The following is a 12,300-nucleotide window of genomic DNA, read 5'->3' as shown; positions in this document are numbered from 1 at the left end:
GCTCGGGCCGAACCGGCCCAGAACGTCCTTACTCTACACGGGCGACCTCCGCCCGCCATATCGCTCGGAACTTGCGGGGCCGCCAACGCCGCGATGAGGCGTGCGTCAGCGACGCAGGCCCAGCCGCTCGACCAGCGACCGGTACCGCTCGACATCGATCTGCGCGACGTACTTGAGCAGCCGCCGGCGGCGTCCGACCAGCAGCAGCAGCCCGCGCCGCGAGTGGTGGTCGTGCTTGTGCACCTTCAGGTGCTCGGTCAGGTCAGCGATCCGCTTGGTCAGCAGCGCGACCTGCGCCTCGGGGGAACCGGTGTCGGTGCCATGCAGGCCGTAAGTGCCCAGGATTTCTTTTTTCTGCTCGGCTGTCAGCGCCACGAAACTATCTCCATCAATCGGTTCGCGAAAGGTAACTATTGAGGGCGCGGCCACCGCGAACCGCAGCACGCGCCGATGTCGTCCGGGAGTTTAGCAGCCGGAAGGTACCGGACCAGAATCGTCGGACCCGGCTAGGACTACGGCCGATGGTGGCGACCCGCCGTGCCCGGTCACGCCGCGCTTGCGATCACAGCTAGTCAGTCGGTGAGCAGCTGACGCGCCTTGTCGGTGTCCGTGCCCATCGCGTCGATCAGCTCCCTCACCGAATCGAACCTGTGTTGCCCCCGGATGCGCGCGACGAAATCCAGCGCCACGTATTGGCCGTAGAGGTCGGCGGTGGTGTCCAAGACGAAGGCCTCGACGGTGCGCGTGCGCCCGGAGAACGTCGGGTTGGTGCCGACGGACACCGCGGCCTGGTAGCGCTCGCCAGGAACGACGGTGCCCGTCACCGGTCCGTGGCCGAGCAGCGTGAACCAGGCGGCATAGACGCCGTCGGCCGGGATGGCCGAATACATCGGCGGCGCCACGTTGGCGGTCGGGAACCCCAGCTCCATACCCCGCCCCTCGCCCCGGACCACCACGCCCTCGACGCGATGGGGACGGCCCAGGGCCTCCATGGCCGCCACCACGTCACCCGCGTCCACGCAGGACCGGATGTAGGTGGACGAGAACGTGACGGTCTCGTTGCTGTGGTGCTCGGACAGCAGCGACATCGACTCCACGGCGAACCCGAAGCGGTCCCCCGCGCGCCGCAGCGTCTCGACGTTGCCGCTGGCCTTCTTGCCGAAGGTGAAGTTCTCCCCCACCACGACCTCGACCACGTGCAGGTTCTCCACCAGCAGTTCGTGCACGTAGCGCTCCGGCGTGAGTTTCATGAAATCGGTGGTGAACGGCATCACCAGGAAGACGTCGATGCCCAGCTCCTCGACCAGCTCGGCGCGCCGGGTCAGCGTCGTCAACTGCGCGGGATGGCTGCCGGGGTAGACCACTTCCATCGGATGCGGGTCGAACGTCATCAATACCGTCGGGACGTTGCGGGCCCGCGCCGCCTTCACCGCATGCGCGATCAGCTCGGCGTGGCCGCGGTGCACACCATCGAACACACCGATGGTGAGCACACACCTGCCCCAGTCCGTGGGTATCTCGTCTTGGCCGCGCCACCGCTGCACGACCGCAAGCCTACGGCGCCGAGTGGTCCGCCGGGAGGTCCGCATGCGCGAGGGTGTCGAGGAGCACACGATCAGGCTTGGGTTGCCTAAACTTGCTCGATGTGAGGGCTGACGAAGAGCGTGGCGGTATCACCGCGGTCGCCCAGGATTACCTGAAGGTCATCTGGAACGCCCAGGAGTGGTCACTGGAAAAGGTCAGCACCAAGATGCTGGCCGAGAAGATCGGGGTGTCGGCCAGCACGGCCTCGGAGTCCATCCGCAAACTCGCCGAGCAGGGCCTGGTCGATCACGAAAAGTACGGTGCGGTGACGCTGACCGAGGCGGGGCGCCGGGCGGCGCTGGAGATGGTGCGCCGGCATCGGCTGCTGGAGACCTTCCTAGTCAACGAGCTCGGCTACGCCTGGGACGAGGTGCACGACGAGGCCGAGGTGCTCGAGCACGCGGTGTCGGATCGCCTGGTGGCCCGCATCGACGCCAAGCTGGGCTTCCCGCAGCGCGACCCGCACGGTGACCCGATCCCGGCCTCGGACGGGCAGGTGCCCACCCCGCCGGCCCGCCAGCTGTGGGCGTGCGACGACGGCGACACCGGGACGGTGGCGCGCATTTCCGACTCCGACCCCGAGATGCTGCGCTACTTCACGGACGTCGGGATCAACCTCGACTCCCGGCTGCGGGTCCTGACTCGGCGCGAATTCGCCGGCATGATCTCGGTGGCCATCGACTCCGGCGACGGCGCGGAGACGACGGTCGAGCTGGGCAGCCCCGCCGCCCGGGCGATCTGGGTGGTCGCCTAGGTCAGCAGGCCCTTGGCGATGTGGGTGACCTGAACCTCGTTGCTGCCCGCGTAGATCATCAACGACTTGGCGTCGCGGGCCAGCTGCTCCACCCGGTACTCGGCCATGTATCCGTTGCCGCCGAACAGCTGCACGGCCTCCATCGCCACGTCGGTGGCCGCCTCCGACGAGTACAGCTTGATCGCCGACGCCTCGGCCAGGGTCAGCGGTTTGCCGGCCTGCTGGCGTTCGATGGTGTGAAAGACCATGTTCTGCACGTTCATCCGGGCGATCTCCATCTTGGCCAGCTTGAGCTGGATCAGCTGGAATTGCCCAATGTTCTTGCCCCACAACGTCCGGCTCTTGGCGTAGTCCACACACAGCCGGTGGCATTCGTCGATGATGCCCAGCGCCATCATCGCGATCCCGATCCGCTCGGCGGCAAAGTTGGCGCGGGCGCTGTCGCGGCCGTCGCCGTCGCCGGGCTGCTCGCTCTCGCCGAGCAGCCGGTCCGGGCTCAGCCGCACGTTGTCGAAGAACAGTTCGCCGGTCGGCGAGGACATCATGCCCATCTTCTTGAACGGCTTGCCCTGCGTGAGGCCCGGCATGCCCGCGTCGAGCACGAAGACCAGCACCGGCCGGTTCCGCTTGTCTTGTTTGTCCGGGCTCACGTCGCCCTCGTCGAGCTTCGCGTACACGACCAGGACGTCGGCGCAGGGCCCGTTGGTGATGAACGTCTTCTGACCGTTGAGGATGTAGTCCTGCCCGTCGCGCTTGACGTAGGTCTTCATGCCGCCGAACGCATCCGAGCCGGAGTCCGGCTCCGTGATCGCCCACGCCGCAATCTTTTCCAGCGTCATCAGCCCGGGCAGCCAGCGCTCCTTCTGCGCCAGCGTCCCGCGGCTCATGATGGTCGCCGCGCCCAGGCCGAGGCTCACCGAGGCGGTGCTGAGCAGCCCGATGCTGACCCGGGCGATTTCGGACACCAGCACCGCGATCATCGACCCCTGCGCGCCGCCACCGAAACCGCCTGACTCATCAGGCTTTTCGTCGCGCTCTTCGGTCGCGGCGGCGCCGTCCAGCTTGGCCCGCTCGCGGTCCAGCATCTTCTTGACCGACTCGGCGGCCATCACGTCGAGGCCGAACTGGCTGAACAGCTTGCGCGCGATCGGATACGGCGACATTTCGCCGGTCTCCAGTTCGTCGACGTGCGGACGGATCTCCTTGTCGACGAACTGCCGAACGGCGTCCCGGACCATCAGGTCGGTGTCGGACCACTCGATCATGGCGGCCTTAGCGCTCGGCGCGCTGATAGGCGGTGACGACGGCGGCGCCACCCAATCCGATGTTGTGTTGCAGTGCGGCGCTGACGTTGTCGACCTGACGCTTGTCGGCCGTCCCGCGCAGCTGCCAGGTCAGCTCCGCGCACTGCGCCAGCCCGGTCGCACCCAGCGGATGCCCTTTGGAGATCAGGCCGCCGGACGGGTTGACCACCCAGCGCCCGCCGTAGGTGGTGTCGTTGTCGTCGATCAGCTTGGGCGCCTCACCGGGCCCGCACAAGCCGAGGGCCTCGTAGAGCAGCAGTTCGTTGGCGGAGAAGCAGTCGTGCAGTTCGATCACCTGGAAGTCGGCCGGACCGAGCCCAGACTGGTCGTAAACCTGTTGCGCGGCTTGGACATTCATGTCGTAGCCGATGAGGTTTTTCGCGCTGCCGTCGAACGTCGACGCGAAGTCGGTGGTCATCGCCTGACCGACGATCTCCACGGCCTGGCTGGCCAGCCCGTGGCTGTCGACAAAGCTTTCCGAGGCCAGGATGGCCGCGCCCGAGCCGTCCGACGTGGGCGAGCACTGCAGCTTGGTCAGCGGATCGGAAATCATCCGCGCCGCCAGGATGTCGTCGAGCGTGTAGGACTCCTGGAACTGCGCGAAGGGGTTGTTGACCGAGTGCTTGTGGTTCTTGTAGCCGATCTTGGCGAAATGCTCTGCGGTGCTGCCGTATTGCTTCATGTGCTCGCGTCCGGCGGCGCCGAACATCCACGGCGCGACGGGCATCGCGAACTCGTCGATGTCGGCCATCGCCTTGACGTGCTTGGCCATCGGCGATTCGCGGTCCTGGGCGCCGCCGCCCAGCGAGCCGGGCTGCATCTTCTCGAAGCCGAGCGCGATCGCGCAGTCGACGATGCCGCCGCGGATGGCCTGCGCCGCCAGGAAGAGCGCCGTCGAGCCGGTGGAACAGTTGTTGTTGACGTTGACGACCGGGATGCCGGTCATGCCCAGCTCGTAGAGCGCCCGCTGCCCGGACGTCGAATCACCGGCGACGTAGCCGACGTAACCCTGCTGCACCTCGCCGTACTCGATGCCGGCGTCGGCCAGGGCGTTGGTTCCCGACTCCCGGGCCATGTCGGGGTAATCCCAGCCCTCGCGGCGGCCCGGCTTCTCGAACTTCGTCATGCCGACGCCGACGACATAAACCTTGTTGGACGTTGTGCTCGACATTTCAGCCCCTTCCCTAGACCGCCTTGATAACCCAGTGTGCAACCTAGCCCAACCAACCGTTCGGCCGGGGCGGTTACAGCGCTCAGTCCGTTTCGGACTGCAGCGTCGCCGGGCGGATCACCACCACCGACTTGGTGCGCGACCCCTCGTCGCGCAGCAACGCCATCACCCGGCCGTCGGGGTCGCAGGCGGCGTAGACACCGTCGATGCCGGCCGGCGTCAGGGTCCGGCCGTTGCCCGTCGCCTCGGCCTCCTCGGCGGACAGGTCGCGGCGCGGGAAGATCAGCAGGCAGGCCTCGTCCAGGCTGTAACTGAGCCGCGGCCGCTCGGCCAGGTCGTCGAGAAGGTAGGCCTGGTCGAGCCCGAATCGCCCCACCCGGGTGCGACGCAACGCCGTCAGGTGCCCGCCCACCCCCAGGGCCGCGCCGAGATCACGGGCCAGGGCGCGGATGTAGGTTCCCGACGAGCAGTCGACCTCGACATCGACGTCCACGACGTCGTCGCCGGATCGGGACCGGATCTCGCACACCTCGAACCGGTCGATGCGCACCGGGCGGGCCTTGAGCTCGACGGCCTGCCCCTCGCGGGCCAGCCGGTAGGCGCGCCTGCCGTCCACCTTGATGGCGCTGACCGTCGACGGCACCTGTTCGATGTGGCCGCGCAGGCCGCCCACCGCGGATTCGATCTCGTCGCTCGTCAGGTGCCGAGCCGAGACGCTGTGCACCAGTTCGCCCTCGGCGTCGTCAGTGGACGTGCTCTGGCCCAAGCGGATGGTGGCCGTGTACGACTTGGCGGTCGCGGTCAGCAGTCCGAGGATCTTGGTGGCGCGCTCGACGCCGATCACCAGCACGCCGGTGGCCATCGGGTCCAGCGTCCCCGCATGCCCCACCCGGCGGGTGGAAAAGATCCGGCGGCACCGCCCGACCACGTCGTGACTGGTCATCCCGGCCGGCTTGTCGACGACGACTATGCCGGGGCCGCTGGGGCTTTGGCTCATAGCACGATGGCGGTCAACACCAGCCCACGGTCAACCGACCAGCGGCCCCGCAGCTCGATCAGCGGCGGCCCGGACAGCGCTTGCGGATCGATCAGGATCCGCGACAGGAAACCGCCCGTCGCCGCCCCGGGTCCGTCGGCCTCGAACACGATGTGGGCGTCCTCGAAACCCAGCCACCTTTTGGTCAGCGGAAACCAGGCCTTGTACGTTGCCTCCTTGGCGCAGAACAGGATTCGATCCCAATGCAGATCGCCCGACAGGCTGGCCGGGATCTCGGTGCGTTCGGCCGGCAGGCTGATCGCGTTCAGCACGCCGTCGGGCAGCACATCGTGCGGTTCGGCGTCGATGCCCACCGAGCGCACCGCGCCGGTGCGGCCCACCACCGCACCCCGATAGCCGGTGCAGTGGGTGAGGCTGCCCACCACGCCGTCGGGCCAGCAGGGTTCTCCCTTCTCGCCCTTGAGGATCGGCACCGGCGGCAGGCCGAGCTCGCCCAGCGCGATCCGGGCGCAATGCCGGACGGTGATGAACTCGTTGCGGCGCTTGGCAACCGACCTGGCGATCAGCGGCTCCTCTTCGGGCAGCGGCGCAAGATCGGGTGGATCGGAATACACCTCCGAGTAGGCCAGGCCGTCGGTTACCGGCAGCACCGAGGAAACCAGTGTGTCCCCCGTCATCGTGATTGCCGCTGCCGCAACCGTTCCCGGAACTGCGCCGCCTGCCGCGCCATCTCGGGAGTGATCTTGAAGTGACCGCCGAAGTCGTTGAGCTCCCCCGGCGCGTACTGCGGATCCGGCAGCACCTGGCGCAGCCAGCGAGGCGGCTTGCGGCGACGCCACTCCCGCGGATAACCAACCGACACTTCTTCGAAGCGCACGTCGTCATACCAGGTGGTCCGCGGGATGTGCAGGTGACCGTAGACCGAGCAGACGGCGTTGTAGCGGGTGTGCCAGTCGGCGGTCTTGGTGGTTCCGCACCACAGCGAGAATTCGGGGTAGAACAGCGCGTCGCAGGGGTCGCGGACCAACGGGAAGTGGTTCACCAGAACTGTCGGTGTCATCCAGTCCAGCTCTTCGAGGCGGGCCCGGGTGATCTCCAGGCGCTCGCGGCACCACGCCTCGCGGGTGGGGTACGGCTCCGAGGAGAGCAGGAATTCGTCGGTGGCCACCACGTTGCGCTCGCGCGCGATGGTCAGGCCTTCGGCTTTGCTCGTGGCGCCGTCGGGCAAGAAGCTGTAGTCGTAGAGCAGGAACATCGGCACGATCGTCGCCGGACCGCCGCGCTCGTTCCAGACCGGGAACGGATGCTCGGGGGTGAGGACACCCATCTCGTCGCACATGTTGACCAGGTACTCGTAACGCGCCTTGCCGAAGACCTGCACGGGGTCGCGGGTGGTGGTCCACAGCTCGTGGTTGCCCGGCACCCAGATCACCTTGGCGAAGCGCCGTCGCAGCAGGTCAAGCGCCCACCGAATGTCATCGGTGCGTTCGGCGACATCGCCGGCGACGATCAGCCAGTCGTCCGGATGCGACGGATGCAGCGACTCGGTGACCGGCTTGTTGCCGAGATGCCCGGTGTGCAGGTCGGACACCGCCCACAGTGTCGGTTGCCCACTGTTGGTCGATCCCTGCCCCGAGTTATGCCCAGCCACGATTAACCACCCTAACGACCCGACCGCGGCAAGCCCCTTTCGCGGGCGCCATTTCGGCCCGCGAGCGGGTGAGTTAGAACAAGTTCAGGTTTGCCTGTGACGTCGCGCGCGGGACTTGTACACTCCCCCAAAAGACCGCTGAGGCGTCAGGGGGGTGTCGTGTTCGCCAATGTTCGTCTGATGGGAGCGCTGGGTGCGCTGCTCACAGCGGCCATCGGGGGCACGGTGGGCTTGGTGACCGCCCCGGCCACGCCGGGTGGCGACGACCGGTCCGTCGAGCTGCGGTCGACCGCCCAGCCGATGGAAACCACCATGAAGAGCCCGATCGTGGCGACCACCGATCCGCGCCCATTCGACGCGTGCGAGGACATTCCGTTCGATGTCATCCAGCGGCTCGGGCTGGGCTTCTCACCGCCCGAACACGAAGACGGGTTGCGCTGCCACTTCGACGCCGGGAACTATCAGGTGGCCGTCGAGCCGATCATCTGGCGCACCTACGATCAGTCGCTGCCCGCCGACGCCGTCGAGACGACGATCGCGGGTCACCGCGCCGCGCAGTACTGGGTGCTCAAGCCGACCTACCACAACAGCTACTGGTTCTACTCCTGCATGGTCGTGTTCAAGACCAGCTACGGCGTGCTGCAGCAGGCGCTGTACTACTCGACCGTGTACTCCAATCCCGAGGTCGATTGCATGCAGACCAACCTGCAACGCGCCAACGACCTCGCGCCGTATTACAAGTTCTGATTTCGGCCGGGGCGCAGTCGCCGCCGGCCGGCCGGGTCTTAATGTGAGACCGTGAGCACGACCTCGATCCGACCCGCCCAGCCGGCGCTGCACACCCTGCGACACCTGGGCGGCAAGGCCGCCGGCCGGCTGCTCGGTCTCCCGCCGGCGATCACCGACTACACCGTGGAGCGCGTCCGCGTGCCGATGCGCGACGGGGTGCCGCTGGTGGCCGATCACTATGCACCTACCACCGCATCGGCCGTCGGCACCTTGCTGGTCCGCAGCCCCTACGGACGCGCATTCCCCTTCACGCTGATCTTCGGCGCGTTGTACGCGGCGCGCGGCTACCACGTCGTACTGCAAAGCGTGCGCGGGACATTCGGGTCGGGCGGCGTCTTCGAGCCGATGGCCAACGAGGTCGCCGACGGCGCCGACACCGTCGCCTGGCTGCGCGAACAACCATGGTTCACCGGCCGGTTCGCGACCGTCGGAATGTCGTACCTCGGATTCACCCAGTGGGCCCTGTTGCAGGATCCCCCGCCGGAACTGGCCACCGCCGTCATCATGGTCGGACCGCACGATTTCAACGAATCAACTTGGGGAACAGGAACATTCGCTGTCAACGACTTCCTGGGCTGGAGCGACATGGTGGCGCACCAGGAGGACCCGGTGCGGGTCCGGGCCGCCCTGCGCCAGCTCCAGACCCACCGCAGGGTGGCGCGGGCGGCGGCCTCGGTGCCACTGGGCGACGCCGCGCGCGGGCTGCTCGGCACCGGTGCACCGTGGTTCGAATCCTGGGTCGAACACAGCGAACCCGACGATCCGTTCTGGAATGCGTTGCGCTGCACCGAAGCCCTGGACCGCGTGCGGGTGCCGGTGCTGTTGGTGGGCGGCTGGCAGGACATCTTCATCAGGCAGACGCTGCAGCAGTACGCGCATCTGCGCGGCCGGGATATCGACGTCGCGCTCACCGTCGGCCCCTGGACGCACACCCGGTTGCTCACCACGGGGTTTTCCACTTGCGCCCGGGAGGCACTGGATTGGCTGGGCACGCATCTGGGCGGGGCGGCCGTTTCGCGCCGGCCCAGCCGGGTGCGGGTCTATGTCACCGGCGGGGGCTGGCGCAACCTGCCCGACTGGCCGCCCGTCACCACCGAACGCGCGCTGTACCTGCGCCCCGGTGGCTACCTTGGTGAGACCGCGCCCACCCTGAAAGGTTTGCGCCCGGCCACATTTCGTTACGATCCGGCCGATCCGACACCCACCATCGGTGGCCCGTTGCTGTCCTCCAGCGGAGGTTACCGCGACGACAGCCGGCTCGCATCGCGTGACGACGTGCTGGCCTTCACCAGCGCGACACTCACCGAGGATCTGTATGTCTACGGCAGCCCGGTCGTCGAACTCGCCCATGGCGCGGACAACCCGCACGCGGACCTGTTCGTGCGGGTGAGCGAGGTCGACGCCAACGGCCGGTCACGCAATGTCAGCGAGACGTACCGCCGGTTGCGGACCGCGGCAAAACCCAAGTCGGAGAAGATCGTTCGTCTCGACCTCGACGGCATCGCCCACCGCTTCCGGGCCGGCTCACACATCCGGGTGCTGATCGCCGGCAGCTGGTCTCCGCGCTACGCGCACAACCTCGGCTCCGGCGAACCGGTGCTCACCGGCCGGCGGCCGACGCCGGTCACCCACACGGTGCGCTACGGGCGCTCGCGGCTGCGGTTGCCGGTCGGCCCGGCCGAGTTGTCAGCCAACGGCGTCGCGGACCCGGGCGGCGGTCGCGGCTAGCGCCGCTTCGTCGTGAACGGGGTCGGCGCACGGGGCCTGTACCGGCAGTTCCACCCAGCTCTTGCAGCCGCCAAACTCCGGTGTCCGGATCAGGTGCACCGGCTCGGCCAGCGGCATCACCGACACCACCAGCACCGCTAGCTTGTGCTTGGGACGAAAGTCGAGCCGGTCGGCGCGCACCGACTCGGCGGTCCAGATATGCAGGTCCTCGATGGCCGAGAGGCCGTCCGGCCGCTCAACCGGCACCGCCGCAACAACTTTCGCAGCGGCACGGATCACCAGCTCCTCGTCGGTGCTGTCGGCCGCCGCGGGTGTCAGCAGGTCTTGATGCTCGGCGCGCACCCGCTCGGCGTGGCTGTGCGCGACCGTGGGGAACAGCAGGAATTCTTTGGCGGCCAGTTCGAACCGCTTCTCCCCGACGCCGCCCTTGCGCAGCAACACCCGCTGGCGACCGTCCAGCAGGGCGTGCACCGCGGCGCTCCACTCCTTGAGCGCGGGCGTCGTCGTAATGACGCTCATGTCGCACCCGCCATCCGCGCCATCACCTCGGGCCGACGCAACGGCGGGACCGTCCTGGGCGGCTGGCGCCGCGGCGGCAGCTGACCCAGCAACCGCGTCGTCGCCTCGGTGACTTCGGCAACGGCCGCCTCGAAGGCTTCGGCATTGTTCGCCGACAGGTGGGTGATGCCGCTGACCTTGCGCACATACTGCCGGGCCGCCGCCGCGATTTCCTCGGTGGTGGCCGCTGGCTGCAGACCGCGCAGTTCGGTGATATTCCGGCACATCTTTCCCACGATAAGCGCTGCTCGGCGGCGCCGCTTGTCGGCGGCCCGGCGGGCGTAAGGCGGCCAACCGGTCGTTGGGGGCGACTGGCTACGGTGAAACACATGACCGACGAGATCCTGCTGATCGACACCGACGAGCGCGTCCGCACCCTGACCCTCAACCGCCCGCAGTCGCGCAACGCGCTGTCCTCGGCACTGCGGGACCGCTTTTTCTCGGCGCTCGCCGCCGCGGAAACCGACGACGACGTCGACGTCATCATCGTCACCGGCGCCGACCCGGTGTTCTGCGCGGGGCTTGATCTCAAGGAACTGGGTGGCTCCTCGGCGCTTCCGGACATCTCGCCGCGGTGGCCGGCGCTGACCAAGCCGGTGATCGGCGCGATCAACGGGGCCGCGGTGACCGGGGGGCTGGAGCTGGCGCTGTACTGCGACATCCTGATCGCCTCCGAGAACGCCCGGTTCGCCGACACGCACGCCCGGGTGGGCCTGCTGCCCACCTGGGGCCTGAGCGTGCGGTTGCCGCAGAAGGTGGGAGTCGGCCTGGCCCGGCGCATGAGCATGACCGGCGATTACCTGTCCGCCGCCGACGCGCTGCGCGCCGGGCTGGTGACCGAGGTGGTGCCGCACGACCAGCTGCTGGGTGCCGCCCGCGGGGTGGCGGCGTCGATCGTCGGGAACAACCAGGACGCGGTGCGGGCGCTGCTGGCGTCGTATCACCGCATCGACGACGCGCAGACCAGCGCGGGACTGTGGCAGGAGGCGACGGCGGCCCGGCAATTCCGGACCAGCGGCGATGACATCGCCGCCAACCGGGAGGCCGTGCTGCAACGCGGGCGCTCGCAGGTGCGCTGACCGGGCAATTCGCACCGGTTCGTTCCCGCCGGGCCTACCCACGCCATACGATCAGCTGATGCGTGCGGTCGTCGGTGTCACCTTGAGGATGCTCGGCGGCCTGACGCTGGCGACGGCCTCGGCGATCGCGGTGTCCGCGCCGCACGCCGCGGCGCTGCCGCCGCCGGGATTTCCCAACCTCGACGCGTTCACCGCGGTCCCGGCCGACGGCTACGTCAGCACGGGCACGCCGGGAAGCTCGCCGCGGATCAGTTTCTCCGCCGGTCCCGCCCTGGTCTGCGATTTCTACGGCGGCCCGGCGCCCGCGCCGCAGCCGTCGCAGGACATCAAGTGCAAGGGCGACATGCCGGGAATGGATGACGTCCCCATTCCCGGGGGGCGTTCACGACCGGGCGACTGCGTGGTCGGTTCGGTGGATTTCAAGGGACCCGGCTACCAATTGAGCCGCATGTCCTACAGCGGATGCGACGGGAACCAGCCGACGCTGCCGGCCGGCGGCAAATTGCTGGGGTCGGGTCAGAAGTTGACCTACCTCAACGTCACGTGCGCGGTCGGCGCCGATAACCTCGTCGCCTGCCTGGACGCCACCAGTGGCGACCACGGATTCGTCGTGCAGCGCTCGGGAAGCTGGGCGTTCTAGGCGTTCTAGTCCAGATGGTGGCGACCCACTACACCCGCCTCCGCC

Annotated in this window: 14 protein-coding genes; 5 read left to right on the top strand and 9 right to left on the bottom strand. The window is 68.2% G+C overall.

What is annotated here, in order from left to right:
* Positions 1–105: 105 nt before the first annotated feature.
* Both rpsO and G6N50_RS01410 read right to left on the bottom strand, forming a co-directional pair.
* Complete coding sequence (gene rpsO / locus G6N50_RS01415; protein WP_067269087.1) at positions 106–375, bottom strand: 30S ribosomal protein S15; 270 nt, start codon at positions 373–375, stop codon at positions 106–108.
* Positions 376–572: 197 nt separating this feature from the next.
* Positions 573–1,544, bottom strand: a complete 972-nt coding sequence (locus G6N50_RS01410) for a bifunctional riboflavin kinase/FAD synthetase (protein ID WP_083099352.1) — start codon at positions 1,542–1,544, stop codon at positions 573–575.
* A gap of 101 nt (positions 1,545–1,645) precedes the next feature.
* On the opposite strand from G6N50_RS01410, the gene mntR reads away from it, so the two are divergent.
* Positions 1,646–2,338, top strand: a complete 693-nt coding sequence (gene mntR, locus G6N50_RS01405) for a manganese-binding transcriptional regulator MntR (RefSeq protein ID WP_083099355.1) — start codon at positions 1,646–1,648, stop codon at positions 2,336–2,338.
* Here mntR and G6N50_RS01400 read toward each other — a convergent pair.
* The 5 genes from G6N50_RS01400 to G6N50_RS01380 all read right to left on the bottom strand — a co-directional run bounded on the left by G6N50_RS01400 (position 2,335) and on the right by G6N50_RS01380 (position 7,461).
* Complete coding sequence (locus G6N50_RS01400; RefSeq protein WP_083099358.1) at positions 2,335–3,603, bottom strand: acyl-CoA dehydrogenase family protein; 1,269 nt, start codon at positions 3,601–3,603, stop codon at positions 2,335–2,337. The two genes, mntR and G6N50_RS01400, sit on opposite strands and share 4 nt — an antisense overlap.
* 7 nt (positions 3,604–3,610) lie before the next feature.
* Positions 3,611–4,813, bottom strand: a complete 1,203-nt coding sequence (locus tag G6N50_RS01395; protein WP_083099361.1) for a lipid-transfer protein — start codon at positions 4,811–4,813, stop codon at positions 3,611–3,613.
* A gap of 82 nt (positions 4,814–4,895) precedes the next feature.
* Entirely contained in the window at positions 4,896–5,810 is a 915-nt protein-coding gene (gene truB, locus G6N50_RS01390; protein ID WP_083099364.1) for a tRNA pseudouridine(55) synthase TruB, read from the bottom strand.
* On the bottom strand, positions 5,807–6,487 hold the full coding sequence (gene pptT / locus G6N50_RS01385) for a 4'-phosphopantetheinyl transferase PptT (protein ID WP_083099367.1): 681 nt from the start codon (positions 6,485–6,487) through the stop codon (positions 5,807–5,809). Before pptT ends, truB begins: the two co-directional genes overlap by 4 nt.
* Positions 6,484–7,461 (bottom strand): metallophosphoesterase family protein, encoded by a 978-nt coding sequence (locus G6N50_RS01380; protein WP_083099370.1) that lies wholly within the window; start codon positions 7,459–7,461, stop codon positions 6,484–6,486. Before G6N50_RS01380 ends, pptT begins: the two co-directional genes overlap by 4 nt.
* A gap of 159 nt (positions 7,462–7,620) precedes the next feature.
* Between G6N50_RS01380 and G6N50_RS01375 the strand changes: the two genes are divergently transcribed.
* Complete coding sequence (locus G6N50_RS01375) at positions 7,621–8,208, top strand: DUF3558 domain-containing protein (RefSeq protein ID WP_083099373.1); 588 nt, start codon at positions 7,621–7,623, stop codon at positions 8,206–8,208.
* Between the two features lie 51 nt (positions 8,209–8,259).
* Entirely contained in the window at positions 8,260–9,978 is a 1,719-nt protein-coding gene (locus tag G6N50_RS01370; RefSeq protein WP_083099375.1) for a CocE/NonD family hydrolase, read from the top strand.
* Here the strand turns inward: G6N50_RS01370 and G6N50_RS01365 are convergent.
* Both G6N50_RS01365 and G6N50_RS01360 read right to left on the bottom strand, forming a co-directional pair.
* A complete protein-coding gene (locus G6N50_RS01365; protein WP_083099378.1) occupies positions 9,937–10,497 on the bottom strand; it encodes a DUF1802 family protein in 561 nt (186 codons plus the stop codon). The genes G6N50_RS01370 and G6N50_RS01365 overlap by 42 nt on opposite strands.
* Entirely contained in the window at positions 10,494–10,763 is a 270-nt protein-coding gene (locus tag G6N50_RS01360; protein ID WP_083099381.1) for a DUF2277 family protein, read from the bottom strand. The genes G6N50_RS01365 and G6N50_RS01360 overlap by 4 nt, the downstream gene beginning before the upstream one ends.
* 102 nt (positions 10,764–10,865) lie before the next feature.
* Here G6N50_RS01360 and G6N50_RS01355 point away from each other — a divergent pair, with 102 nt between their 5' ends.
* Positions 10,866–11,615, top strand: a complete 750-nt coding sequence (locus tag G6N50_RS01355; protein WP_067839641.1) for an enoyl-CoA hydratase — start codon at positions 10,866–10,868, stop codon at positions 11,613–11,615.
* Positions 11,616–11,673: 58 nt separating this feature from the next.
* On the top strand, positions 11,674–12,255 hold the full coding sequence (locus G6N50_RS01350) for a hypothetical protein (RefSeq protein WP_083099384.1): 582 nt from the start codon (positions 11,674–11,676) through the stop codon (positions 12,253–12,255).
* Positions 12,256–12,300 lie beyond the last annotated feature (45 nt).

The organism is Mycobacterium mantenii (genome assembly GCF_010731775.1).
Taxonomy (GTDB): Bacteria; Actinomycetota; Actinomycetes; order Mycobacteriales; family Mycobacteriaceae; genus Mycobacterium; species Mycobacterium mantenii.
This window is presented reverse-complemented; position numbering and strand designations above follow the sequence as displayed.

Coding starts and splice junctions, on each gene's coding strand:
- pptT (WP_083099367.1), bottom strand. CDS start 6,487: ATGACGGGGGACACACTGGTTTCCTCGGTGCTGCCGGTAACCGACGGC.
- G6N50_RS01350 (WP_083099384.1), top strand. CDS start 11,674: ATGCGTGCGGTCGTCGGTGTCACCTTGAGGATGCTCGGCGGCCTGACG.
- G6N50_RS01365 (WP_083099378.1), bottom strand. CDS start 10,497: ATGAGCGTCATTACGACGACGCCCGCGCTCAAGGAGTGGAGCGCCGCG.
- G6N50_RS01400 (WP_083099358.1), bottom strand. CDS start 3,603: ATGATCGAGTGGTCCGACACCGACCTGATGGTCCGGGACGCCGTTCGG.
- G6N50_RS01355 (WP_067839641.1), top strand. CDS start 10,866: ATGACCGACGAGATCCTGCTGATCGACACCGACGAGCGCGTCCGCACC.
- truB (WP_083099364.1), bottom strand. CDS start 5,810: ATGAGCCAAAGCCCCAGCGGCCCCGGCATAGTCGTCGTCGACAAGCCG.
- G6N50_RS01395 (WP_083099361.1), bottom strand. CDS start 4,813: ATGTCGAGCACAACGTCCAACAAGGTTTATGTCGTCGGCGTCGGCATG.
- G6N50_RS01360 (WP_083099381.1), bottom strand. CDS start 10,763: ATGTGCCGGAATATCACCGAACTGCGCGGTCTGCAGCCAGCGGCCACC.